This window comes from Paenibacillus sacheonensis, assembly GCF_009909195.1.
GTDB classification, from domain to species: domain Bacteria; phylum Bacillota; class Bacilli; order Paenibacillales; family Paenibacillaceae; genus Paenibacillus_Z; species Paenibacillus_Z sacheonensis.
In genome coordinates this window covers 443,117-469,661 of the sequence record NZ_JAAAMU010000006.1, presented here as the reverse complement: position 1 = coordinate 469,661, position 26,545 = coordinate 443,117, and the positions used below count along the sequence as shown (strand labels likewise).

The 26,545-nt window shown below is 58.4% G+C and carries 15 protein-coding genes; 11 read left to right on the top strand and 4 right to left on the bottom strand.

The features are described 5' to 3' along the window. Positions 1 to 303: 303 nt before the first annotated feature. Positions 304 to 5,433 carry a DUF7507 domain-containing protein gene (locus GT003_RS14810; protein ID WP_161699004.1) on the bottom strand — a complete coding sequence of 1,710 codons (5,130 nt, stop codon included), beginning with the start codon at positions 5,431 to 5,433 and terminating at the stop codon, positions 304 to 306. 344 nt (positions 5,434 to 5,777) lie between these two features. Here GT003_RS14810 and GT003_RS14805 point away from each other — a divergent pair, with 344 nt between their 5' ends. From GT003_RS14805 to GT003_RS14770, 8 genes are all read left to right on the top strand, one after another. Next, positions 5,778 to 6,704 carry an ABC transporter permease gene (locus tag GT003_RS14805; protein ID WP_161699002.1) on the top strand — a complete coding sequence of 309 codons (927 nt, stop codon included), beginning with the start codon at positions 5,778 to 5,780 and terminating at the stop codon, positions 6,702 to 6,704. 761 nt (positions 6,705 to 7,465) lie between these two features. Continuing rightward, entirely contained in the window at positions 7,466 to 8,350 is an 885-nt protein-coding gene (locus tag GT003_RS14800) for a carbohydrate ABC transporter permease (RefSeq protein ID WP_161699000.1), read from the top strand. Between the two features lie 56 nt (positions 8,351 to 8,406). Then, positions 8,407 to 10,002: a DUF3502 domain-containing protein gene (locus GT003_RS14795; protein ID WP_239565768.1), complete on the top strand. Its 1,596-nt coding sequence runs from the start codon at positions 8,407 to 8,409 to the stop codon at positions 10,000 to 10,002. 182 nt (positions 10,003 to 10,184) lie between these two features. Beyond that, positions 10,185 to 16,166 carry a glycosyl hydrolase family 28-related protein gene (locus tag GT003_RS14790; protein WP_161698998.1) on the top strand — a complete coding sequence of 1,994 codons (5,982 nt, stop codon included), beginning with the start codon at positions 10,185 to 10,187 and terminating at the stop codon, positions 16,164 to 16,166. A gap of 539 nt (positions 16,167 to 16,705) precedes the next feature. After that, the gene (locus GT003_RS14785; RefSeq protein ID WP_161698996.1) at positions 16,706 to 17,575 is read left to right on the top strand and encodes a phytanoyl-CoA dioxygenase family protein; all 870 of its coding nucleotides are present in this window, start codon (positions 16,706 to 16,708) and stop codon (positions 17,573 to 17,575) included. A 228-nt stretch (positions 17,576 to 17,803) separates the two neighbouring features. Further along, on the top strand, positions 17,804 to 18,916 hold the full coding sequence (locus tag GT003_RS14780; protein WP_161698993.1) for a hypothetical protein: 1,113 nt from the start codon (positions 17,804 to 17,806) through the stop codon (positions 18,914 to 18,916). A 157-nt stretch (positions 18,917 to 19,073) separates the two neighbouring features. Then, entirely contained in the window at positions 19,074 to 19,262 is a 189-nt protein-coding gene (locus GT003_RS14775; protein WP_161698991.1) for a hypothetical protein, read from the top strand. A 91-nt stretch (positions 19,263 to 19,353) separates the two neighbouring features. Further along, positions 19,354 to 19,530, top strand: a complete 177-nt coding sequence (locus GT003_RS14770) for a CsbD family protein (protein ID WP_161698989.1) — start codon at positions 19,354 to 19,356, stop codon at positions 19,528 to 19,530. Positions 19,531 to 20,133: 603 nt separating this feature from the next. On the opposite strand, the gene GT003_RS14765 is transcribed toward GT003_RS14770, so the two are convergent. Both GT003_RS14765 and pyrE read right to left on the bottom strand, forming a co-directional pair. Beyond that, positions 20,134 to 20,604 carry an NUDIX domain-containing protein gene (locus GT003_RS14765; protein ID WP_161698987.1) on the bottom strand — a complete coding sequence of 157 codons (471 nt, stop codon included), beginning with the start codon at positions 20,602 to 20,604 and terminating at the stop codon, positions 20,134 to 20,136. Positions 20,605 to 20,697: 93 nt separating this feature from the next. Continuing rightward, entirely contained in the window at positions 20,698 to 21,249 is a 552-nt protein-coding gene (gene pyrE, locus GT003_RS14760; protein WP_161698984.1) for an orotate phosphoribosyltransferase, read from the bottom strand. Positions 21,250 to 21,658: 409 nt separating this feature from the next. Here pyrE and GT003_RS14755 point away from each other — a divergent pair, with 409 nt between their 5' ends. Both GT003_RS14755 and GT003_RS14750 read left to right on the top strand, forming a co-directional pair. Further along, positions 21,659 to 23,821, top strand: coding sequence for a PrsW family glutamic-type intramembrane protease (locus GT003_RS14755; RefSeq protein WP_161698982.1), 2,163 nt, complete (start codon positions 21,659 to 21,661; stop codon positions 23,819 to 23,821). Positions 23,822 to 23,823: 2 nt separating this feature from the next. Further along, positions 23,824 to 24,153 carry a hypothetical protein gene (locus GT003_RS14750; RefSeq protein WP_161698980.1) on the top strand — a complete coding sequence of 110 codons (330 nt, stop codon included), beginning with the start codon at positions 23,824 to 23,826 and terminating at the stop codon, positions 24,151 to 24,153. 481 nt (positions 24,154 to 24,634) lie between these two features. On the opposite strand, the gene GT003_RS14745 is transcribed toward GT003_RS14750, so the two are convergent. After that, positions 24,635 to 25,027: a GNAT family N-acetyltransferase gene (locus GT003_RS14745; RefSeq protein WP_161698978.1), complete on the bottom strand. Its 393-nt coding sequence runs from the start codon at positions 25,025 to 25,027 to the stop codon at positions 24,635 to 24,637. A 285-nt stretch (positions 25,028 to 25,312) separates the two neighbouring features. Between GT003_RS14745 and GT003_RS14740 the strand changes: the two genes are divergently transcribed. Next, positions 25,313 to 25,858, top strand: coding sequence for an OsmC family protein (locus GT003_RS14740; protein ID WP_161698976.1), 546 nt, complete (start codon positions 25,313 to 25,315; stop codon positions 25,856 to 25,858). The last annotated feature ends 687 nt before the right edge of the window (positions 25,859 to 26,545 follow it).

The following is a 26,545-nucleotide window of genomic DNA, read 5'->3' as shown; positions in this document are numbered from 1 at the left end:
CCGGCGCCATAGAAGTTGACGCCGGGCTGTTTTGCGTTCGCTTTGCGCAGCAGCTGACGCGACTAACGCGCTGACGCAACTGACGCAGCTAATGCGCTGACGCGAAAGGGAGCCGGACGCACTGACCCGCGCGACATAAATAAGGAGAGGCCATTGCAAGCAATTGGCCCGGCAATATACGCTCAGCCTGCAAGAGGCGGTTCGACTGCCAACTACGGCTGACCCTCGAACCGTCGAACCATCGAAACATCGAACCATCGAACCGTCGAACCATCTAACCGTCGAACCACCCGTACGCGGATGTTATTCTTCGTGCTGCTCCACCGTAATGACGAGGACGTTGGAACGAATCGTGAATCGCCGGAGCGCATCGGCCGGACGGAAGCTGACCGCGGCTTGATTCTCGAGCCGTTCGTCGGCCGGGGCATCCGTCAGGTTCGCCTCGAAGACGACGTCGATCGTTTGGCCCGGCGCCAAGTTGCCGAGCGGAATGCCGACTGCCGGATCGGCACCGAGAACCAGATTGCCGCCGACCTTCACGCTGTTCGGGATGAATGCAGCGCCTTCCTGCAAAATGTCGGTCAATACGGCGTCGTTGACGGCGATCTGGCTGACGTTGGCCGTCGTGATCGTGAACGTAACCTGATCGCCGACGAAGGCCAAGGATTCGTCGGCGCTCTTGGTCACGTGAAGCGGCAAGTCGGCGACCTTGACGGACGCCGCCGCGCTGAGCGGACCGGTCTGCGCGGAGTCGACCAGCACCGTATTGACGATCGTTTCGCCCGGGACGGCATCGGCCGGTATGACGAACGGGGCGATGAGCGTAATGACTTCGCCGACATTCTGCGACACCACGGATCCGGCCAAGCCGAACAATCGGTCGTTATAGCGGATGTTCGTCAGCGGCACGTTGCCGGTATTGACCCCTTCCATGCGGAAGAATACGACTTCGCCGGGGAATGCGATAGGCGGGAAGACCGTCTTGCTGATCGCAAGACTCGGCCTCGCGAGCACGGTTACCGCCGCGGTAGAGGTGATGGGCGAAGTTTCCGCGGAGCGGAGCACGGCGGTATTGGCGATGATGCTCCCGCCGAGCGCGTCCTCCGGAATCGTGTACGTCCGTGACAGCAGAACGAAGAGGCCGGCCGGTATAAGGTCCACGATGTGGTCGATTCCGAGCAAATCGTCGGTAAAACGCAATTCGGTCAGCGGCGCGTTCGATTCGTTGCGGAGCTCGAACGTGAACGTAACCGTATCGCCCGGGAAGGCGGCGGACGGCTCCGCCCGTTTGATCAGGCTCAGCCGAAATTCGGGAGTCACGGTGAGCGTCGCGGTCGAAGGCGTCTCTCCCGTCTCGTTGGAAGCAGCCGTCGCCGTGTTGGAGAGGATCGTGCCCGCGGGCGCGTTCGGCGTGACGAACGGCAGCGGGAAGGAGACGCTCGCGCCGACGGCCAGCGTCGGAATGACGGAGCGGAAACCGAGAGCGGCGTCGGCGATAACGACGTTCGTCAAGGCGGTGTTGCCCGTGTTCGCGACCGTGATCGTGGCCGTGACCGTCTGGAACGGCGAGGCTTGGGCGGGCGAGATGGTCTTGCCTACCTCCAGACCGGGACTTGGATCGACCGTAACCGTCGACGTGCCTTCTTCGGGATCCGTCTGATCCGAAGCCGCGACGGCCGTATTGACGATGACGGAACCGGCAGGCGCATCCGCGGGAACCGTGAAGGGGACCGTCAGCGTCTGGCTGTCGCCAGGGTTCAGCGTGCCGATATCCTGCGCGAAGCCGAGCGTATCGTCCCGTACGGCGACGCCCGTCAAGACGACGGTTCCCGGATTCGATACCGTAATCGAATAGGTGACGACATCCCCGGGAGCGACGACAGCGAGATCTGCCGTCTTCGCGATCGTCAGTACCGGAGGCAGCGGATTGACGAGTACGCGCGCATCCGTGACTACCGTATCCGTCTGATCGGCGAAGGCCGAGCTTTGATTGAGAATGACCGTGCCGGCCGGCGTGGCGAGCGGCACGACGAAGGCAGGCACGAAGCTCTGCGATTGACCGATCGCGAGCGACGCGATCGACGCATTCAAGCCGAGAAGATCATCCCGGACGACGACGTTCGTCAAGGCGACATTGCCGGTATTGGCAACCGTGATCGTATAATTGATCGTGCCGCCGGGTAATACGTTGTCTACGTCCGCCGTTTTGGTTAGCCTGATAGCGGGCTCGGCGTTAACGGTGACCGATGCCGTCGCTTGCTGAGGATCGGTCTGCGCCGTCGTGACGGTCACGATGTTGATGAATGTCGAGCCGGCCGGGGAACCGGGCGGCACGGTGAACGGAATCGACTCGGAGACGGATGCGCCCGCGGGGAGCGACTCGATCGTATTGGCGTAACCGAGCAGCGGGTCCGCGATGAGGACGTTCGTCAGCGCGACGCCGCCGGTATTGGCGATCGTGAACAAGAAATGCACCGTGTCTCCCGCATTGGCCTGCGGCTGGTCGACAGTCTTGACCAGCGTGAAGGAGGGGGGCGGAATCAAGATATCGAGCGATTCCGTGTCGGTATCCGTTACGGGCTGCGTCTCGAACAGGCCGGTAACCGTCGCGGAATTCACGAACGGACTCGTCGCGGCAGCCGGGACGACGAACGGGAATTCGATCGAGCGGCTTTCACCGGCGGCAAGCGTACCGATGAGCTGGTCCACGCCGAGGAGGGGATCGGCAAGCCTGACGCTCGTCAACTCCGTATTGCCCGTGTTCGTCACGACGAACGTATAAGTAACGTTTTCGCCTCGCATCGCCCGTCCGAGGGAGACCGTCTTCTGCAACGCGATGGACGGCTGCCCGATGACCTTCACGACGGCATCCGATTGACTCGGACCGGTCTGGCTCGTCGTGACGGCAGCTACGTTCACGAAGGTGTCGCCCTGCTTGGCGGTTAACGGTATCTGGAACGGAACCGTAATGACGATCGCGTCTCCCGGGCGAATCGCCTCGTAAGTCTGGTCGACGTTCAACTCCGGATCGACGATCCGCACGTTCGTGAGCGTGTCGTTCCCCGCATTGGAGACCGTGATCGTATACGTGACGATTTCGCCCGGGGCGGCGATTTGCGGTTCGACGCTCTTCAGAATGTAAACCTGCGGGATTGGCGGGACGACGATGGTCGCCGTGTCGGATACGGGACCGGTCTCGTTCGAATCGGCGACCGTCAGGTTCGTGAAAACGGTGCCGGCCTGCGTGCCCGGCGGGACCGTGAATGGAACCGCGAACGACCGGGATTCGCCGGAGGCGAGCGACGGCACGACTTCGGCGAAGCCGACGAGATCGTCTTTGACGACGACGTTGAACACCGGCGCGTTGGACGTATTCGTGACGGCGATCTCATAGGTTACGGTCTCCCCAGGGGGGACGGAGATACGGTCCGGCGTCTTCGTAACCGCCAGGCTGTAAGCGGGAAGTACGGTTATCTGGGCTTCGTCCTTGGTCGGCAAAGTCTGATCGGACGTGGCGACGACCGTATTGAAGATCACGGAGCCTGCCGGCGCATCCGGCGGGACGATGAAGGCAGCTTCAAGCTCGATCGTCGCGAAAGGAGGCAGGAATGACACGATATCGATGAAGCCGAGCAAGGAATCCTCGACCTTGAGATTCGTGAGCGGAAAGGGGGCCGGATTCGTCAAGACGAAACGGTAGATGACCGTTTCTCCGGGCAGCGCCTCCGCCGGAAACGGCGTCTTGGTAATGAAGATTTCGATCGCGTTGAAGATTTGCAGGTAGTAGTCTTCCACTTCGCCATCCGTTGCGGGTCCTACGCTTCGCGTGTCCGGCAGCCCCGGAGCGTTCGTATCCGTGAGCGTATCCGTCGTCAGCCGTACCCGGACGAACGTGTGGTCCAAGGCTTTGACGGCGCCCGGAGCCGGAAAGAAGTGCAGCACGAAAAACTGCGTGCCGGCCTGCGAAGGTACGATCTGAACGGGCGCGGCTTCGTCCGCTTGGAAGATGCCGTCCCCGGTGAAATCGACCCAGCCGTAGAGATTAGCCGGGCTTCCGGTCGTATTGGTGACCGTGACGGGCAGGGCGTAGATGCCTTCGTTCACGGAGAGCACGGGCAGCGGCACCGATACGCCATCGTCTTGTATGCCTAGCGGAATATCGTCCCCGGTGGCGTCGAAGTTTTGATGCGCGTCCGCTTCCGCGGTGACCCGGGTGCCTAGGAACAACCCGTTTACCAAGCCGTGGCGGGGTCCGTCCGACGACAAGAGCGTCGAGTAGTTATCCGGCCCGTTGCCGTCACCCGTATCCGGGGCATCGCCGAAATCCAGGTTAATGGTGGCCAGCGCGCACATGGTCGCATCGTTAAACGACGAGGTAACCGTGGAAGAGAAACGAATGCCCGTGGCCGAATTGCCGGCGATGGTATACCGGTAGATGTTGCCGTCGTTGTTCGAGATCGCGTAGATCGTTCCCGTCGAGTCGATGGCCGCCGCTCCGAAAGGCCCGGTACGCAGGGGGCTGGTCGCAAGGTTCGTAATCGTGCCCGTCGCCGGTACGATTCGCTCCATCGTGCCCGTCGGCGTAATGCCGTACAGATTGCCGTCCTGCTGACGATAGATCCAGTCGCTGACGTTAAGCACATGGCTCAATGCGACGCCGAAATTGCTGGTCTGTTCCAAGAAGCCGTTCGCGGGACTGACCAGCTTCAGGAAGGTGGCGGAGTTGGGCCGAAGGTCGACGACGTAGAAGCGCGTGCCGTCATTGACGGATAAGTAGAGAAAGCCGTTCAAATCGAAGGTGCCGACGTTGTATCCGTCCGCGGGCAGCCCCGGCGGGAGCGGAGCGAGCGTGATGACGTTCCCGCCGTTATCGATCCGAACGATATGATTCGTCGTCTGATCGTAGCCGTAGATGTAGTTATCCAGCGGGTTGTATCCGATGGCGTTGATATCGACGGGCGGATTCACGGTTCCCTGGACGACGGCGGAGCCCGTGACGATATTGATGTTGAACCACACGGACGGCCTGCCCGTGAACTGAATCATGCTCGTCGTGCAGCCGAGCGGGTTGGCGACGGTGTCGTGGCTAAAATTATTGTTCGCCAGGACCGCGTTGCCGGCGACCTGCGCGCCGGTCACGACAAGCGTTAATTTGCGCGGACCGTTGGACATCGTAAAGCCCGCCGGCTGCGTAAACGCGGTCGGTGGACAGGTCGCTCCCGGATTCGCCACCGTCTCGTAGACCGTATACGTCCCGGCGACGGTTATAGTGAAGCTGTAATTGCCGTTCGCATCCGTTTGAATGACGGTACACGTACCGGCGGCGGCGCTGAACAAGACGATGAACGCGTTCGGTATTCCCGGTTCGCCGGGATCGAACTGGCCGTTGTGGTTCAGGTCGTTAAACACGATTCCCGTAATGGTTGCTGGCATCGCGGGTCTGATTGCCCCCTTTCGGATTTGCGATTCGATTCACGCAGCGGAGCTTGCATCTCTAATGCATATTCGCAACTGGAGCCCGGTATTTGCGATTGACGGCAATTCGCTGCAAGAAAAGCGATGCGCCGATGCCCGCGAACCCCATATAGCCCGTCCATCGCCGTCACGAACGACGCGAAGGGCGGGCTTGCTTATGCCATGACCGAACGGAGCCGACGCCGGCGAGCTTTTTCGAACGAAGCCAATCCTGCCCTACAAAGGATAAGATCCGCTCATAGAAGCGGGCAGGCCGCTCCTTTATCATTAAACTATCACCGAAAGAGAAGGGGTAAGGGCCCATGAAACGAAACGGAGTCATCCGCGAGCTCGTCCGCAACCGACAGCTGCTGCTTATGTTTCTTCCCGTCGCGACGCTGCTGTTCCTGTTCAATTACTTGCCGTTGTCGGGGCTGATCATTCCGTTCAAAAACTTCGACTTCAGCAAAGGCATCTGGGGAAGCGACTGGATGCATCCGCTGCTGAACAACTTCGACTATATTTTGTCCTCGGACGCGGCGTTCCGGGCGGTGCGCAACACGATCCTGCTGAACGCGCTGTTCATCGGCGTCGGCCTCGTGTTCGAAGTCGGCTTCGCGCTCATGCTGAACGAGCTGAGGAACAAATATTTCAAGCGCATCACCCAATCGCTGACCTTCCTGCCGTTCTTCATCTCCTGGATCGTCGTCGGCGTATTCACTTACAACCTGCTGAACTTCGAGAACGGCGCGCTGAACCGCGTGCTGGAATGGTTCGGCCTGCAGAGCGTGGATTTCTACAGCAAAGCGAGCTGGTGGCCGCTCATCCTGACGATCGCGGTGCGCTGGAAGGTGACGGGTTACGGCACGATCGTCTATCTGGCCGCGCTCACGTCGGTCGACAATTCTTACTACGAAGCCGCTTCGATCGACGGGGCCACCCGCTGGCAGCAGATGCGCTTCATCAGCATTCCGATGCTGAAGCCGACCATCATGATCTTGACGCTGCTCGCGATCGGACGCATCATGAACGCGGACTTCGGAATGTTTTACGCGATGGTGGGCGATGCGTCGCTGCTGTTCCCGACGACGGATGTCATCGACACGCTGGTGTACCGCAGCCTTCGTAAATCCGGCGATATCGGCATGGCCTCCGCGGCCGGCTTCCTGCAATCGGTCGTCGCGTTCGTGCTCATTCTGGCCAGTAACTATGCGGCCCGCAAGGTGGATCGGGATTCGGCGATTTTCTAGCGCCGCTCCCCGGGCAATTCGTTGAACTAACCGCCGCTTGTCGCTGGAGCCAGGGAATCCTTTGGAGTAACCGTCCTTCGTGGCTGGACGCGCCGGAACCCGCTGGAGTAACCGTCGCACGTCGAGCGAACCGTACCGCATTCCCTTAAAGTAACCCGGTTCTTTGCCCAAACGCGCCTCACATCTGCAGCTCAAGCTCGAAACAACGTTGTAGCTCGGCCAAGCACCGCAGCCACAGTAAATAGTTGCAAATATGCACTTATTCTTCCGTTGTTCGCTGCCTCATCGATAAATAGATGCAAAAGCGCACCTATTTTCAATGTGTGAAGCCGATTCAAGCGTTTGTGTTGGAAATAGTTGCAGATTCGCGCTTATTTTGCTAAAAACGCCATTTCACGCTGAAATAGTTGCAGATTTGCACTTATTTCCCGCTTGGAGCGGGAGACGAGTAAAGGTAGGGGCTGAGTAAGCGGCACGGGACGGAGTTGTTGAGCGGAACGCGTGTATGCTGCTAAGTGGACTACGCCCGGCATGCGATGCCTGACTCGCAGATGCGCAGCTTGTTAGGATGCTAGGGCAGGCCACCAATTTTATACCGACCGCAGGTCATACCTTCGTTGCCCTATCTCACTATACCTTACTCTATCTCGCCCTATCTCACTCTATTTCGTCCTATATCGCTCTATCTCACTCTATCTCTTTCCATTTCACTCCATCTCTCGCCCTATCTGCTCACACTTCACCAAAGGAGGTTGCCCTCAATGGTTGCCAAACGATTTTCGATCGCCCAAGGCGTCATCATGCTCGTCATCTCGCTGTTCAGCCTGGCCTGCCTGTTCCCGTTCCTCATGGTCATCTCGGGCTCGCTCAGCACGGAGAACGACATCGTGAACTACGGCTACGGGCTCATACCGAAGCATATTACGTTCGATTCGTACCGCATCCTGTTCCTCGGCTCCAACCGGATCGTGGACGCGTACGGCATCAGCATTCTCGTCACGGGGGTCGGCACCGTCCTGTCCCTGATCGTCAACAGCATGGGAGCCTACGTCATGGCGAGGCGCTCGTTCAAGTACCGCAACATCCTCTCCATCTACGTCATCCTGACCATGCTCTTCAGCGGCGGCCTCGTGCCATGGTACATCATCTGCGTCCGCTACTTGGAGCTGAAGGACACGATCTGGGCGATGATCCTGCCGCCGATGGCGAACGCCTTCAACATGTTCCTCATGCGCAACTTCATGCAGTCGATTCCGGAGGAGATCTACGAATCCGCCAAAATCGACGGAGCGAGCGAGATCCGCATCTTCTCCCGGCTCATCATTCCGCTGTCCGTTCCCGTGCTTGCGACGATCGGCTTGTTCGTGGCGCTGTCCTATTGGAACGATTGGTTCCTCGGCCTGATGTTCATCGACAAACAAGAGCTCCAGCCGCTTCAGCTGCTCCTGCGGACGCTCATCTCGAACGTCGATTTCCTGCGCAACTCCAGCAATGCCGCGGCGATGCAGCGCATTATGCCGCAGATTCCGTCCGAATCGATGAAGATGGCGCTGACCGTCGTCACGATCGGCCCGATCGTCTTCCTGTACCCTTTTCTGCAGCGGTATTTCGTCAAGGGGCTCATGGTGGGCGCGGTCAAAGGCTGACTATACCGGCTTCGGCCGTATAGCGATATAATCAAACAATCAGGGGAGAGGATTACATGATCAAGCGAAAGGTAAGCATCCCGGTTATGCTCGCCGGAGCCATGCTGTTCGGCACCATGCTGACGGCATGCGGCGGCAACGGCAACAACGCGGGCAGCGGGAACGCAAGCAATAACGGCGGCAGCGCCGGCACCAACAACGGCGGGACGGCGCCAGCGAACGAGGCGAACGGCAACGCCGGCAAGCAAGAGGACGAAGTGACGCTGAAGTTTTATTTCGGCGGCGACAAGAAATCGGCCACGGACGAGGTCTGGACCGCGATCAGCGATTACGTCAAGGACAAAGGCCTGAACGTCAAATTCAATATCAACTTCATTCCGTTCACCGACTTCAAAGACAAGATGCTGGTCATGGCCGCGTCCGGCGACAGCTGGGACATGAACTTCGACGGCGACTGGCTGTCCTATAAGCAAATGGCGGCGAAAGGCTCGTACATGGCCATTAACGACCTGCTGCCGAAATTCGCGCCGAACCTCTACAAGAAATACCAAGAGCAAGGCACGTTGTCCGCCGCGACGGTCAACGGACAGATCGTCGGCCTGCCGTGGACGATGAAGATGAACCAACGTCTCTTCGCCGGCTGGCGTTCGGACTTGGCGGAAAAAGCGAATATTACGATCGCGCCGGACTCCGTCAAGACGATCGATGACGTCGATGCCCTGCTCCGCCAATTAAAGAAAGCGTACCCGAACGAGAAGCTGTCCCGTTCCACGCCGCTCGCGATCTACATGATCCGCGACGAGTGGGTTGACCTCAACTTCCACGGCCTCGGCTACTACCTCAGCGATCCGAAGGTGACCGTGCAGCCGGTCGAGCAGCAGCCGTTCTACCTCGAAGCCGTGAAGAAGGCGAAGGTGTGGTACGACGACAAGCTGATCAACCGCGACGCGATGATCGACAAGGAAGACGGCGCCGCCGAATGGCGCAACGGCAAGACGCTTCTGACGCTGACGTCGCATGAATGGGCGAATGCGGATCCGGGCTTCTCCGATCCGTCGTTCAAGCAGCAGATGTCCCTGCTCTATCCGGACAAGAAGCAAGTCAACCGCACGGCGCTGGCGAACGTGGTCGCGATCAACCGCAATTCCAAGCATGCCGACCGCGTCCTGCGTTTCCTCGACATGATCGAGACCGACCAGAAGCTGTACGATCTCGTGCAATACGGCATCGAAGGCAAGACGTACAAGCTGGACGGCGACACGGCCGTCTATCCGGACGGCATGAACACGACGACGAGCAACTACATGGAGTGGGGCGGCCAATGGGCGTTCTGGAAGCCGCAATTCATGCGTCCGACGTCGACGTATCCGAAGGATTTCTGGGTGCATGAAGCCGAGTTCGCCGCAGAGCCGGAGAACGTGAACTCCCCGATCGACGGACTGTTCATCGCCGAAGACACCATGAAGAACGAGCTGGCCAAGCGCGACCAAGCGTCCGACGAGGGCAGCAAGCCGCTGGAATTCGGTATCGTGAAGGATGCCGACAAAGAAGTCGCGGCTTACATCGAGAAGCAAAAAGGCAACGGTCTGGACAAAATCCTGACCGAGACGCAAAAGCAAATCGACGCGTATCTGGCGTCGAGCGCGAAGTAAGACCAGGACCGGGCCGAAAACGGCCAGAAAAAACATAAGCAAAAGCAGCTCAGCATTCATTCAAACCATAAGTTCGCATAAGCATCCAGAGAGCAAGCCGCCCCTGCCGACAGCATGATTCGGTCCAGCCGACGAGGGGCGGCTTTGCTGTCTCATTTTCCGACAACGAGGAGGACGAATAATTGGTTTCCAATCGCATAAGGAATCGGATTCGTACGTGGTTAGCTTGTACGGTTGCTTTGTCATTGCTGGCGATGGGTTTGCAATGGGCGCCGAACCGGGCCGCGGCAGCGGCGGGTGACCCGGAGAGCGTCAGCATCGAGCTTGGCGCGGCGCCGGTCGAGAATGGCATGACGGCACGGGCGGGCGACGGATCGTCCGGTCTGCAGACGGGCGAACAGGACGGCCGCGCGTACTGGAAAACGAATAAGGCGGCGGATGAAGCCTCGCGCATCATCTACTTCTACTTCGACGTGGACGACGGCTTCACCGAAAACATCGCCAACTACGACGTGAGCGTCGCAGTCGATTATTACGACGCGGGCAGCGGCAAAATGGTGCTGCAGTACGACGCGCAAGGCGCGAACAACAGCTTCAAGGACGCGCCGTTGTTCACGTACGGCAGCACGGGCAGCTGGCAGACGCATACGTATGCGCTGACCGACGCGAACTTCGCGAACCGCACCGGCGGCGGGGATTTTCGTCTCGGCATCGAGGGCGGCGGCGCCAGCTGGGCAAGCAATGCCGATCTGTCGCTCGCGAAGGTCACCGTGACCAAGACGCTGAAGGCCGCACCTGCGGATCAAGCCAGCATCCTATTCGGCGAGTCGCCGATCGAGCAGGGCATCACGGCGCACGCCGGGGACAATCCGGACGGGCTCGTGAAGGGCTCGCTGGCCGGCAAAGGCTATTGGAAGACGAACAAGGCGGCGGCCGGAGACCGTACCTTGTATCTGTACTTGAACGTGGACGACGGCTATATCTTCGACAGCGAGAACCAGGATGTCTACGTGACGGTGGAATATCTGGACCAAGGCAGCGGCAGCTTCGTGCTGCAATACGATGCCTTGTCCGCACCGTTCAAGGACAGTGCGCTTTTCACGTACAAGGATTCGGGCCAGTGGAAGACGCATACGTTCAAGCTGAGCGACGCCAAATTCGCCAACCGCGCGAACGGCTCGGACTTCCGCATCGGCATCAGCGGCGGCGGCAATCCCGAGAACAACCCGGATCTGACGGTTGCGTCCGTCACGGTCAGCAAGACGGAACGGCACGAGACGGCCGCGCAGACGAAGGTGTATACGACGGAGAATCCGACGTCCGATATCGTCATCGCGGACTTTAGCGTGCTGGATTTCGGCGCGAAAGCGGACGGAACGACCGACGACACGGCGGCCATCCAGTCGGCGCTGACGGCGGCAGGCAATAATGGCGGCGGCGTCGTATTCGCGCCGGCAGGCCGCTACAGGCTGAACGGAAGCTTGACCGTTCCGACGGGCGTTACCTTGCGGGGCGACTGGGCAAGTCCGGACGACAAGGGCGGCGCGGTAACGGGCACGGTGTTGGAATCGTTCGGGGGTCGCGGGCAAGCGGACGGCACGAGCTTCATTCAGCTGTCGCCGGTCAGCGGCGCGACGAATCTGTCCGTCTGGTATCCGGAGCAGTCCTTGACGGATCCGGTGGCGTATCCGTGGACATTCGAGCAATTGTCGGGCGATAGCGCGACGATGGAGAACATCACGCTCGTCAACGCTTATAACGGCATCAAGATCGGGCCGGTGTGGAACGAGCTGCACGACGTGAAGAATCTGTACGGCACGGTCCTTCACACGGGAATTTTCCTCGACTATACGACCGATATCGGACGCTTGGAAGGCATCCATCTCGCGCCTTCGTACTGGTCCGGTTCCGGCCTTGCGGGCGCTCCGACTGCGGATGCCGCGTTCGCTTACACGACGGCGAACGCCGAAGGCATCGTCATGGGACGCTCGGACTGGGAGTATATGTCGAACATCTGGATCTCGGGGTACAAAACGGGCATGCGCGTCACGACGCGGACCGATTCGCTGGAGACGGCAAACGCCCAGATGTACCGCGTGCATATCGAGCACTGCAACGTGGCCCTGAAGATCGAAGGCGTCAACGATTTCGGCCTGCTCATCACGGACAGCAGCTTCAAGGCGAGCGAGGGCGAAGCGCCGGTCGCGATCTACGCCACCCCGGGCTTCCATTCCATCGTGCAGTTCAACACGGTGACGGTCGGCGGCACGCCGCTTACCTCGGTCAAGAGCGAAGGCAGCGGCGTGCTGTCCTTCGAGAACAGCCATTTCGAGAATTGGGACGCGGCCGCGGGCGGCTATGCGATCGACATGTCCAGCGGTTCGTTGACGCTGGGGCAGTCGGAATTCGCCTCGGCGGCGAATCAGGTGAAGCTGAGCGGCGCGGTGCAGACGGTCAATGCCGTGAACGCCGGCTTCGAGGGCAGCCTGCAAGTGAAGGACGACAGCGACGGCGCGGAGGTGAACGTCACGCAGGATGATCGCTATGCGATCGAGGCCTTGCCGAATGTCGGCGGCACCGATGCGGCGACCGAACCGAAGCCGGCATCCGGCGGATTGTTCGACGTCACCGCGGAGCCGTACGGCGCTGACCGCAACGGAGGGAGCGACGCTTCGGCCGCCATTCAGTCCGCGCTTGACGCAGCCTCGGCAGCCGGCGGCGGAACGGTCTATTTGCCGGCAGGCACGTATCGCGTGGATTCGCCGATCGGCGTACCGTCCGGCGTCGAGCTGAGAGGCTCGTGGGACGTGCCGCATCATACGATCGGCGGCGGAACCGTGCTGTTCACGACGTACGGCGAGAATCCGGGCGCGGATACGCCGGCGCTCATCACGCTCCAGGCGAACGCGGGAACGCGCGGGTTGTCCGTCTATTACGACGAGCAGGACTGGAACGACGTGAAGCCTTACGCCTGGACGATCCAAGGACAGGGACACGGCGTTTACGCCATCGATACGACCTTGATCAATTCGTATCAAGGCATCGATTTCGGCACGTACGATACGAGCGGCCACTACATCGATTACGTGGCGGGCTCCCCGCTCAAGGAGGGGATTTTCCTCGGCGGCGGCGCTTCGGACGGTTTCATGCGGAACGTGCAGTTCAATCCGCATTATTACGGACGCAACAACTACATCAATCACCCTTCGACGGATGCGGATTTCAATCAAGTGTGGAGCTACCAGAAAGACCATCTGGACGCGTTCCGCATCGGGGATGTCCATAATGAAACGGTGTTCAACACCTTCGTGTACGGCTCCCAGTACGGCATTCATTTCGTCAAGCAGGGAGAAGGCGGACCGGAAGCGGTCGTCATCGGACACGGCACGGACGGCAGCAAGAAGGGCGCCTATCTGGAAGGCGCGGGCCCGGCGGGCATCGCGATGATCAACACCGAGCTTGTCTCGCTCAGCACGACGGACAAAGTCTACGTCACGCTCGGCGAGGCATTCGATTCGAAGGCAACGATGTACAACAGCTCGATGTGGGGCGATACGACGCGGTCGTTCGATATCTACGGCGGGAAGCTGAACATTCAGCAGACCAACCTGACCAATGTCGGGGAGAAGGGCATCAACGCCCTCGGCGGCGACATCGCGCTCTACGATTCCTATTTCCAGCAGCCTCGGACGACGCATGTGTACGCCGGGGAAGGGATCGACAAGCTGGTGCTGACGAACAACTTGTTCAAAGGCGGCTTGCAGCTCGTGAACGAAGCAGGCATCAAGGTCAGCGGCACGAACCTGGTTCCGATCGCGCTTCAGCTGGAACGATTCCCGCTGGATCCGGCGCATCCGGACAGAGCGGGCGCGACGCTGACGCTGACCAATGTCTCGGATTCGCAGCCGCTTGGCGGCAGGATCGAAATGCAGCAGCCGACGCCCTATGCGGCCAAGATGGTTCCCGTTCGTTTCGCGGGCATCGCCTACGGCGAATCGATGGCGATCGACCTGCCTAGCATGGCCGCGGACTCGCTCAAGTATAAGGTTACGCTCGACAACGGCGCCTCTTACTTGGCATCGGTAAAGCTCGGGCAGTCGTTCGCGAGCCGCGCGGATGCGGAAGCGGGAGAGGCCGGCGTGCCGGCCATCGACATCTCCGCGCTGGATGAATTTGCGGGCGGCGTCTGGGGCGGGCCCGAAGGCTTGAGCGCCAAGGCGAACGTCACGTGGGACGACCAGAAGCTCTACGTGAACGTGGACGTCACCGACGACGTGCAGGAGCAGAGCTTCTCCGGCGTGGACATCTGGCAGGGAGACAGCATTCAGATCGGCCTCGATCTGTCCCGCGGGGACGGAGCGGCCAGTACGAACGTCAGCGAGCTGGGCTTCGCGCTGAACAATGACGGCTCCATCACCAAATGGCGCTGGAAAGCGCCTGCCGGCCTCGCGACCGGAGCGCTTGACGCCGCGGACGCGGCGATTACGCGCGACGAAGAGCACCATGTCACGCACTATGCCATCGCGCTTCCGTTCAATCTGCTGCACGGCGAAGGAACGGCGTTCACGCCGGGCGAAGCGCTGCTGGGATTCTCGCTTCTGATGAACGAGAACGACGGGGCGGGACGCGCCGGGTTCATGGAATACAATCAAGGCATCGGCACGAGCAAGGATTTCACGCTGTACGGGGATTTGGTGCTGTTGGATGCGCCTTTCTCCGACTATTCGCTCCCGGCTGCGACCGCGGCGGTGAATCAAGCGAAGACGAAGAAGGATGTCACGTCGATCGACGCGGCGCGCAACTTCGTCAATCTGCTGCCGGAAGGCGCTGAGCGGACCGCGCTGAAGGGACAGCTGGATGCGATCGGCTCCGATAACGGCAACAATGGAAATAACAACGGTAATAATGGAAACAATGGCGGAAATGGCGGCGTCGGCTCCGGTTCCGGCGGTACGGGGACGACGAACGACAACGGCACCCCCGTCCTTCCATTGATTCCCGTATTCGACACGGCAAGCCGGCTGGCTCGCGCGGTCGTCGATCCGGCGCTCCTTAAGCAGGCATTCGCGGATGCGAAGCCGGGGCAGGACGGCAAGACGCATGTTCGCGGGGTTGTATCGGCTTTGCCGAACGCGGCGGGGTATGCGATCGAATGGCCAAGTTCGGCATTCAACGGCGATCCGAAGCGTATTCTCGAAATCGAGACGCCGAAAGGCATCATCCGAGTATCCGGCGCTATGTTCGCCGATTCGCAGAAACCGGCGGGCGACACAATCACGTTCGTTCTTCAAGATGCGGACGGCAGCAAGTGGAGCAAAGAAATCGCGCATGCGATCGGCGATCGTCCCGCCGTCGAATTGTCCGTCTTGTCCGGCGGCAAGCCGATTGCTTGGTCCAACGGCAGCGCGCCGGCCGAGGTCTCCATCCCGTATGTACCGACCGCGCAAGAGGCGGCGAACCCGGGAGCGCTGAGCGTGTGGTATATCGACGGCAACGGGCAGGCCACGCCTGTAATCGGCGGTAAGTACGACGCGGCCGCAAAGGGAATGACGTTCACGACGACGCACTTCAGCACGTATGCGGTCGCTTATGACCAAGCCGCATTCGGCGACCTGAAGAACGTGCCGTGGGCGCGCGAGGCGATCGAAGCCTTGGCGGCAAAAGGCATTATCCAAGGAATTACCAAGACGGCATTCGCGCCCGGCAAGCCGGTCACGCGGGCGGATTTCCTCCTGCTCCTCGTCCGGACGCTGGGCCTGGAAGCAGCTTCCGGCAGCAACGCAAGCGCCGCAGCATTCCCTGACGTGCCTGCCGGCGCGTATTACGGGGACGCGGCTCGAATCGCGCAATCGCTCGGCATCGCGCTAGGTTCGGACGATGGCCGCTTCCATCCCGAAGCGCAGATCAGCAGGCAGGATGCCGCCGTCCTGATCGAGCGGGCTTATCGCGCCGCGGGCAAGCAGCTTCCGGCAGGGACGGAAGCTTCGCTGTCCGGCTTCGCCGATGCGGGCAAGGTCGCGGGTTATGCCCGTTCCGGCGTCGAAGCGCTCGTGGCTGCAGGCTTGCTGCAGGGCAGCGCCGGGCAGCTGAACCCGCTGGGAAGCCTGACACGCGCGGAGAGCGCAGTACTGCTCTACCGGCTCTATGAACGCGTGACGGAATAATCGTATTCTCGTATAAATGCATTTCAATCGCCTCCAATCGCCTCCCATCCCTCGGATGGGAGGCGATTTTTGGAATGTCGAGAGAATCAAAATCGCGAAACGTTATTGGGGCTGGTGCTTGCCGACGCAAGCTATTACCGTCACGTTTGCGGCAATAAGCCTAATCTCCTTGCAGCTAACGGTTGTACGGAAGCTTAATCGGCTCCAAAAGCCCATTTTCTATCGCTAATGATTGTCAGGAGCCTTATTTCGCGATTCCCCCATGGAAAACAGCTTCTATCCGCGAAATAACGTCTGTCAGAATCGTTAGCAATTAATTTAACCGTATTTTTTGAGAATTAGCGGCGCTGACAATCGTTAGGATTATGCGATGCCGCCTTGAAGGTTGCGATTGCAAGTAGACGGCAAAAAGAAATTAAAGCGCTTGCAGGAATCGAGGAGGATGCGGGCGAACCATTGAACCAAGAAGGATGGCGAACCCTGCGGACGGATCTGCGGGATCCGCCGGAACGAACATCGATTGCGCTGGAGGCGGAATAATGACGACGAATACGGAACGGCCGGGAAGCCTGACGAAGGAACAGCTGGAGCAATATAACCGGGAAGGGTACCTGGTGCTGGAGGATTTGCTGGACGACCAAGATATGGAGGCGCCGCGCCGGGCGATGTCGGAGAAAGTAACGATGATCGCGAACGAGCTGTACGAAGGCGGACTGGTCCAGGACAAGCTGGAAGGCGAGCCGTTTCAATACCGCCTTGCGAAGCTGTTCTCGGGCTTGACGGACAAGGACTTCCTGAAATACGGACGCGGCTGGCGGGACCGGATCGAGGGCTATTACCATTTGATGAGCAATCCGAAGATTTTGGATGCGGTCGAGTCGCTGATCGGCGACGAGATCTTCTCCAGTCCCGTCTACAACGTGCGCCCGAAGGTGCCCGGAGTCGCGGCCGGCGCGGTGCCTTGGCATCAGGACAAATCCTATTGGCCGGATGCGAACGCGAATCCCGTGATCACGGTATGGATCTCCTTCGTGGACGCTACCTTGGAGAACGGCTGCCTGCATATCAAGCCGCGCTCGCAGAACAAGAAGCTGCTGGAATGGCATGCCGAGACGTACAGCGGTACGGGCTATACGGCGCTGCACGAGAGCCAGCTGGGCAAGCGGCCGACGGTCGCGCTGCCGGTCAAGGCCGGCACGGCCATTCTGTTCAACGACCGGCTGCTCCATATGTCGACGCCGAATAACTCCGACCATGTGCGCTGGAGCGTCGATCTGCGCTACCAGCCGACGGATCAAGACCCGATGCCGCAGCACGGCGTCGGCTTCCTGGCGCACAGCAGCAAGTTCCCGGAACGCGTGGCGACGCTCGAGGATTGGCTGGCCGGGCGGCCGGAGCATGAGGGGTAATACGGCGAACAGTGTTTATGCCCCTAACAGAGACGGCCCAGTGCGACAGGGCCGTCTCTGTTGCCGATTTCAGCGTTCCGCGACTTCCAGGAGCTCTATTTGTCCATAACTGCTTTAGTGACATTACAGATATTGGTATGATGGAAACAAATGCGTTCATCTTAGTAGATTAGGATAAAGCGAGGACGGAAAATGTCGAATTGGTTATGCAAACGAGCGCTCACAGTCATGTTAATCGTCATCTGCGCCTGTGTTAGTACGTCCATAGGAACTTCTTCTTATGCCGAGGCCAGCAAGAATGCGGTGAACGAAGGGGTTATCGAACACCCGTATTTATCCATCCAGGTCATGAACGACAATAAGCCGGTCATGCTTCGCCTCGGAATGACCAAGCAGCAGATCGACCGACTGCTGGGAGAACCGGTCGAGAGTGAATCCACGTATTTTAAAGGCTACGCCTACGGAAAGACGTATGTCGTATTTGTCGGCTATTTAAACGGCAGGGCAGCCTCCATTTCCGCGACTGGCTATGAGATATCATTAAATGGTCAATTCAAGTTCGGGACCCCATGGCAGAAGGTAATGGATAAGATCGGTCAGCCGACGCAAAAAACGAGCGGGAGCCGGGAATACGTCTTTCAGTTGGCAAGCGGCAAGCTGAAGCAGCTCTACGGGAAGGCCATTCAAGGCGCGGCCAGCAGTCGGGCGGATATTTATACGTTACGCGTCTTCATTCGTTCGTCCGGCAATGTGTCGGGGTTTGAGGTTGTGCAGGCTGCTTTTACGCAGGCTATGGAGGATCGGCTCACGAAACCCGACCCCACCAGGCCGATCTTCTCCGAGGCGGATATAACCGGCATTAAGAGCGGAGACGATAAACGAATATCCTTGGGGATGACGCGTGAAGAGGTAGAGAAACGCTGCGGAAAACCGGACGGTCACCTATACTACTCCTCCGTCATTATGGACGCGTACGATACCGTCTCCGTCTATTATCGCAAGGATGTCGTGGCGGCTATTTTAGTCGATCCATCCACCAATCCGCAGACGGCAACCAATAGGGGACTAAGCATGCCGGCGGATCGGACAGCAGTCGTACGCGCATACGGCCAGCCTACCTCCAGCGAGCCGTCGGGGCTCGATTACAACTTCGAATGGATTGGCGGCGGGCTGCAAGCCATGAGTATGTACAAAGCATTTGATCAGCGGTTTTGGCATAACGAGCGATTCGCGCTCAGCTTCATAGCTTACGAGTCTAACCCGGATCGGATCGAATATTTCATTCTAAGCGACCATGATTTCCGGTATGACGAGTACAATATTCCGAAGCCCGTTAATTGAAGGTTATCAATGACGGCCGAGCGTTATTTTCGAGATGGATATAAAATATCCAGTTTGGGGTAAGGAAGGGCAGGAGGTGTTACACATGGAAAGAACGTATCCGCCTGAAGTCACTCCCAGCCTGATATTCGAAGTGAAGTAGAACGAGGCGAACGAGGTGCTGCCTCCGGAAATCAGCCCTAGTCCCATACCGCCGGAGATTTCGCCCGACGTGCGTCCGGAGATCGTGCCGAACGTACAACCGGAGATGAAGCCTGACGTGACGCCGGAGTTCACGCCCGACGTAACGCCTGAGATCAAACCCAACCGAATCCCGCCGGAGATTACGCCTGACGTGCAGCCTTAGGCGCGCCGGACGGCCATACGAGCAGCGCTCAGCTTAGATTTGGGCTGAAGCGGGTAATATCCTTATAACTTCAGAGAAGGAGTTGTTGAACATGAACGACCATAACGGACTCAGCGACAAGGTCAAAGGCACCGTATCCAAGGTAAAGGGTGAAGTCAAAGACCAGGTCGGGAATGCCACGGACAATCATCGCCTTCAAGCGGAAGGTAAGAAGGATAAGCTGAAAGGCGAGGTCCAGGAAAAGATCGGCGAACTGAAAAGCCGATAACCCATAGCAGCGCATGCACCCGCAGGGCAATAGCCTTGCGGGTGTTTTCATGTCCGGGCCTGCGATGGGGGTTTGGCGTATTTTGGAAACAGGCTGCATCTCAATGACGGTCACGGCTCGACGATGTATTGGTTTTGCTTCGGAGAAGCCGATTTCGGAATCGGGCGGGATCAGCAGGAGCCCGAATATGTATTTACGAGCGAGCCTTTATAGATTTGGCTTGAAGCTCATACGGCCTAAGCGTATGGCCTTTACCTGAAGAAAAGAGGGGGCAGATGCCGGCACCCTGTATGGCGTTGACCTGTTTTCGATGACTAATCGAGGTCGTTATTCTGACTGCTCCTCGTTGTCTCTTCTCTAAGAAGACCATCTTTCCTCAGCGCGGCTTCGACGGCTTCTCGGGAATAATCCCTCTTGGGCAGCTTGGCGTTGATGAACACAAGCTGAATAATGATGATGATTAGCAAGATCACCACGACGGTAATAGGAGTACCCCCTTCCGGCTAAAGGACCTCGCAAGGCAAGATCCGCAGCTCTGGCTAGTCTCGTCATTTCTCGCTCACATGACTTATTCCCCCGCCGATCGCGGGGGCCTCCTCATAGTCAAATAAACTCGATTAACTTTCGGTCAATTTCCGCGATCGTGCCGATATCGGACGAACCATCCCAGAACATAATCGAATCTGCTTCATCGTTCTCGATGAAGTCAGCAACATGGTTCAGCTCGCAATGATATAGCGCCCCATATTCCATTCTCTTCGGGCCGTGAAAACTTGGCTGGAGATCAAATTTCATCAACCCTTTAAACGTCGCATTGCCGGCCGTCTGGTTGGTTTCTTCGAATAGTTCTCGCATGGCGCACGCTCTGGCCGTTTCCCCGCGCTCGATAACGCCTCCGGGTAATTCCCAATACTTGCGCCATTTATTGAGCATGAGAAGATAGCTGCCTTCATAGGTGACCACGATCAAGGCATGCGTTAATGGCGCGTCTAACGAAATCGTATCCAGTTCTTTTTCTTGAATGGGGTTGAAGGTCAACAATTGATTTCCTTTAGCGTCCGTGACAATGGCCATTCCCGTTTCCTCCCGTTTGAATCCTAGCTATCAAGGAACATCGCAAAACGAGAAGTCCCGCGCTTCTCACTAACCTTGCATGGGAGCTTCCTTCTAGTAGCGATTTGGTCCGAGAGCTCGCTGTTGCGGCTGCAGAAGCTCTTCCATATTAAACAACGAGGAGAAATGCAGGCCGTCGTTCTCGAGGTTCGTCCGTCCCTGCGGTTCCCGTTCGATGACGCACAGGACGCTGACGACGTCTGCGCCGGCGCTTCGCAGATCGGCCGCGCTCAATAGAATTTGCCCGCCCGTGGTGACGACATCCTCGACGATGCACACCTTCTTCCCTTTCACGTCGATGCCTTCGGCAAGCTTGCAAGTGCCGTATTCCTTCGCCTTCTTGCGCACGAATGCGGCAGGGATGCCGGTCTGCAAGGACAGCGCCGTTGCGATCGGAATGCCGCCCATCTCGAGGCCTGCCAGCACTTCCGTGCCGAGAGGAACCAAGGGAGACAGCCGCGCCGCGATTTCTTGAAGAAGGACGGGATTGGATTCGAACCGGTATTTATCGAAATAATCCGTGGATACTTTCCCGGACCGCAGCGTAAAGCTCCCCGTCAGATGCGCGGTTTCATAGATTTGCTTCGCCAGCCATTCTCGTTCCATGACGTCACCTGCCTTACAAATTTTCTTTATTTTACCACAGCGCGATTCGGAATAGGTCGATAGCTGCGCGCTTCTTTCCTGCTCGAACGCATCTTGCAGCATGACATGCAGCGGTAGCGGGCTCGATTGGCCGTATGGCAAACTTCATCAAGAGGGGGGAGAGCTCTTACTCCAGGCGGTTTTTGGCGCTGCGACGGCATGCGGACTTCCATTCGGCAATTAGTGCATCCGCAGGTTGCAAACGCTGACGTTTAGTGCGAACGCCGCACGGGCAGCCGGCTGCGCGCGCTCTGGGAATAAAGTCCGGTTTTTGAGGATCTCGGCCGTTTGATGATTCAATCGCTGGATTATCGAGTATGATTTGGAAAGAAGAGGTGCCGGCTTGTAGGGGAAGGCTGGGTAAGGAGGGATGAATACGAATACGATCTGGCGGGTCCGAAGCGGGGTCAGAGACAGCGCGGAAGCGATTTACCGAATCGCGCAAGCCGTACCGAAGCGTTATCCGTGGCTCAAAACCGTGTATGCGATCTGGTGTTGGGCGTCGCTGCTGCTGTTCGTCGTCGGGCTGTTCCTGTACCGTGATTCGCGAACGATGCTGGTGCAATATCTGTGGTCGTTCTATGTGATGCTGCAGTTCTGGCTGCTGTGCCGGAGCAAGACCTTTACTTGGAAGCAGACCGCCATGTTCATGCTGCTCGGCATCGCGCTCGTCATTCCGATTACGGCATGGACGCTGATGGCGGCGCACGGCCTGTTCGGCGGCCGAACGTCGGATACGTGGTCGAACGCGGTCGTCACGCCTATCGCGGAGGAAGTATGGAAGCTGCTTCCTCTCGGTCTGTTTCTATTCTTCTCGCGCCGGGCATCATCGATGAGCCTGGGCGACTATACGCTGGCGGGAGCGGCCTCGGGCGTCGGCTTCCAGCTGATGGAGGAGCTGAGCCGCAGATGGCTCAATTCCGGCATCATCGGCCGGACGTACGGCTACAGCACGACGATGCTGGGCGGGGAGACGATCCATTGGGATTTCTGGACGCTGTTTCCCGGCCGGTTCGAGGAGAGCATCTTCCCGACGCTCATGACGGTCAGCCATCCCGTGCATACGGCGATGATCGCGCTTGGAATCGGGATGGCCGTGCGTTATCGCAAGCGGTTGACGAAAGCGTTCTATGCGCTGCCCGCGCTGCTGCTCGCCTGGGCAATCCTAGACCATGCCGCTTATAATGGACAGAACACGCTGCCGGATTGGTTCATGAAGATTCATGACTGGACCGGTAGCGGCTATCAGACGAAGGATGCTTTCCTGCTGCTGCTCGTCCTGGGGCTGGTGCTGGATTATGTCGCGCTTAACAGGATCCGTAATCGGCTGCCGAGGATGAAAGGCGAAGCGTACATCGACCCGCTGACCGAGCTGCGCCATATGGCCGCCGCATTCATCGGTCGGAGGGAGAGCTTCGCCGGCGTCATGGCCTGGACGAGGGAGCGCCGGGAGATGGGATTTTCGATGCTGTACGGCAATGCCGAGGCCATCTCCGTCCAAGAAAATCTGCGCGCCCGGATGCAGCTTCATTACCGGATCGCGGCAGGCCTGACCGTGCTGTTGATCGGAGCGGGCCTGCTTGCGGGCATCGCGGCCTACTGGCAGGCGCATGTGCAGCCGGATGTTCCGGCCTGCTTCGCCTGCATGTTCGACTCGCTGCAGAACTGGTGGGATCGCCTCAGCTTCTCGGAGAAAGGGGCCATCATCCTGGGCGCGTTCGCCCTCGCCCTGCTGTTCGTCAGCTTCTGGCCGGCGCTCGGCTTCGCGCTGACCGTGGCGAGCATCCCGGGCAGCGGGCACGAGATCGCGCAGGATATCCGGGATCCGAAGCGGCTGCTCACGCCGGAGAACGCCGCCTCGGCGTTGATCGCGCTCGCGCTCAGCCGCGTGCCGTTCGGCCGTCTGGCCAAAAAGGGCGGGGGGCGGTTCATGGACTGGCTGGAGAAGCTGCTTAAGCGTCGAACCAAGCCGGACCTGCCGCATAAACCGGATGTCCCGCGCAAGCCGGACGTACCGCATAAGCCGGATGCGGATGAACCGCCCAAGAAGCAAGGCGCCGACGAAGGGGAGCAGGCCAAGCCCCAAGACGCGGACGATTACGTGCACTGGAGCAAGGCCAAGTACAGAGGCGTCGAGCTGCACGACAGCAAGGGCGGCGCCATCGGCGAGTTCGACGGCATCGACGTCGAGAACGGCATATTTTACGAGGCCAAGTCGGCGGAGGGGCTTAATAAGATCCATCCGAAGACCGGCAAGCCGCAGCAGACGCCGCAGCAGTTTACGGATAAACAGCTCTACCAGAAGACGCGGACGCGGATCAATAACCTGATGGAAAAGGCGGTCGGCACGCGGACAACGCCGGACGGAACGTCCGATATTCCGACCTTGGACGAAATCAAAGGGATTCGCAACTTCCAGTTCCAGCTTGACGGAGACTCGCCGGAGCTGCGCGCCGCGGCGGAGAACAGCCTGAACAAGCTGCGTCAGGAGTTTCCGGATTACACATTCTCGATTAGATTTGGAGTGAAGTAAAGATGTCGATCAGCGCCATTATCATCGATCCCGAGGACGAGTTCGAGCGCTCGTTCATGCTGCCGGTAGCAACGGAGGAATTCTATACGAAATACTGGGGGCCGGCGGCCGAGGAGCTGGGACTCCAATGGACCGCGTTGTTCCAAGGGGGCACGGACGTGGAAGGCGAGGACGTGCCCGCGATATTGAAAGAAATCGCGATGCTGAAAGTCTGGGCAGCCGCCAAGATGAGCGGCGATGCCCTGGAGCATATGCTGAACCGGTTAAAGCAGCTGGAGACCGAGCTGCCGGGCGCGTTTCGGCGCGGGGACGCGGTTGTGTATATCGGTTGAGGAGCGGCTTTTCGGTCCAACTGAGCGGAAGCGGAGAAAAGCTGCGATTCTGCAGCATTTCGGCGCAGTATGCCCGTGTGAGACTTGAAAAGCTGCTGCGGTGCAGCTTTTCGGTCTGGGTTAGCGAATGAAAGGGAGAAAAGCTGCGATTCTGCAGCTTTTTGGCGCAGTATGCCCGTGTGAGGTCTGAAAAGTTGCCGTGGTGCAGCTTTTCGGTCTGGGTTAGCGAAAGAAAGGGAGGAAAGCTGCGATTCTGCAGCTTTTTGGCGCAGTTTGCCCGTGTGAGGTTTGAAAAGCTGCCGTGGTGCAGCTTTTCGGCCCAAGTAACTAACAGGTTAGAGTTTAGCGGTTTCACTGCCCAAGCAGCCAATTCTTATTTTAGAAGCATCAAAGCAAGCGGCTTTTCGGCAGCCTGACAGCCTGACTCATCGAGTCGGGCTGTTTTTGCGTTGCTGATGTGCGTAGCGCAGCTTGCGATGGGCTAGGAAATGATTTTAGTATAGCCGGTGCTCCTGGCCGTAAAGCCGAGCCGCTGGGAGAAGAGATGAGCGGCCTCCCGCTCGGATCGATTGCCGCTATTGAGCGACATGGAGCCGGCACCTTGCTGCTTGGCCCAGTTCTCTGCCGCTGCGATCAACATTCTTCCAATGCCTTGTCCTCTACATTCGCCGCGCACGACTAGGGCAATGATACGCACATGGATGCCTGACTTCTCGTACATGTACGTCTTGTGCAAGCCGATTAAACGGACTGCTTGGTCGTTCACTCCGGCGATCAAGGTGCAATAGCCAGCATCGGACGCGATGAAGCCGAAGCGTGCTGCCATCTCCCCTTTGCTTGTCGGATAACCCAATTCGCCAAGCAACTGGACCACGTCCCCAATGTCCTCCATCGTGCAGTTCCTAATAACGGCCTCCATTGTGAATCCTCTATTCTGCCGGTCCCGGCGAACATATTGGACAGCGTTTTCCACATCCCGTACCGGCTTGTGCATCGGAATCTTGAATATCCATATCGGTTTTTTCTATTATACATCACCCGGCGTATCATCTATATTGTTAATAACATACTTTTCACATGGGAATTGTAAGTAATAAAACTGGAATCCGCGAATCGATAGAATCGGCCTATTGGCCTCGAAGAAAGGTGGAAGAAAGCCATGGGCGCTTTAAATGAGTATCTGCGGCAAAAACGAATCGCGTTGTTTGCCCGCCGGGAGAAAGCGGAATCGCATCCCGAACAGGCGAGCGCAAAGCTGCGAGCCGAGGCTAGAGTGGCGGGACGCAGCGGCATCCGGGAAATCCGCATTCGGGAATTTCAGGTCATCAGCGACAGCCCGCCGGATTTCGCCGGCTACGACCTCGGTCCTTCGTCCCCGGAGCTTCAGCTCGGCGTGCTCGGCAGCTGTTTGACGCATATCGCGCTGATCCAAGCTGCCGAGCTCCAGGTCTCGCTTCATGCCATTGAAGTGGAGGTGGAGGGGGAAATGCATCCGCTTGCCGGCCGTCCCGGCTACGAGGAGATCCCCGTCTATCCCCATAACCTGCGCTATAAGCTGGTGGTCGAGTCCGATGAGGCCGAGGAAACGCTGCAGGCGCTGCATGAAGCGATCGAACGGGTCTGTCCGATTTTCAATCTACTTCGCCAGCCTCAGAGCATCGAAGGACAACTGGTCATCTATCGTCCCGAGGCATCGAATGCGTAATGTATCGAACGGCAGTGGACGACATCCTGCCTATGAACAGGGGATGTGAACGTTGCCAGACCGGAAGCCAATCTGTATATCCTATGGCTCGGGTTATTCTTGAATTTCGTGGCTTATACGCTGTCGGTTCCGCGGGAACTTAAGTCTGCCGATTCCGATCACCCGCCATGCAGCGACAGTGCCGAATCGTTAATGGCTGCAGGCACGGCGGTGGAGATAGAAGGAGAAGGATTGGGAAAAAGCAGGGAAGAACGTAGGGCAAAAGAAAGGAAAAAAAAGGGGGAAGAATAGGGGGAAATAGGGGAAAGAATAGGGGAAGGAATAGGGTAGGAATGGGAGGAAGGGATAGGAATAGGCATAGGAGTAGGAGTAGAAAGAAAATAGAGAGAATAGAAGAGCAGAAGAGCAGAAGAGCAGAAGAGCAGAAGAGCAGAAGAGTAGAAGGCATTTCAATCCTGATCGGATGCCTCGCGTTAAGGAATAGAAGCTTTTGAAATGCCGACAGTACCAAAAATCGCGGAACGCCGTTGGCCGCTTATTGCCGATCCAAGCTGTAGGGGCACGCATGCGGCCATAAACCAGAACGCCGTGCGCCTAACGATTGTACGGAAGCTTAATCGGCTCAAATAGCACATTTCCCATCGCTAACGGTTGTCAGGAGACTTATTATGCGATATTCCTATGCAA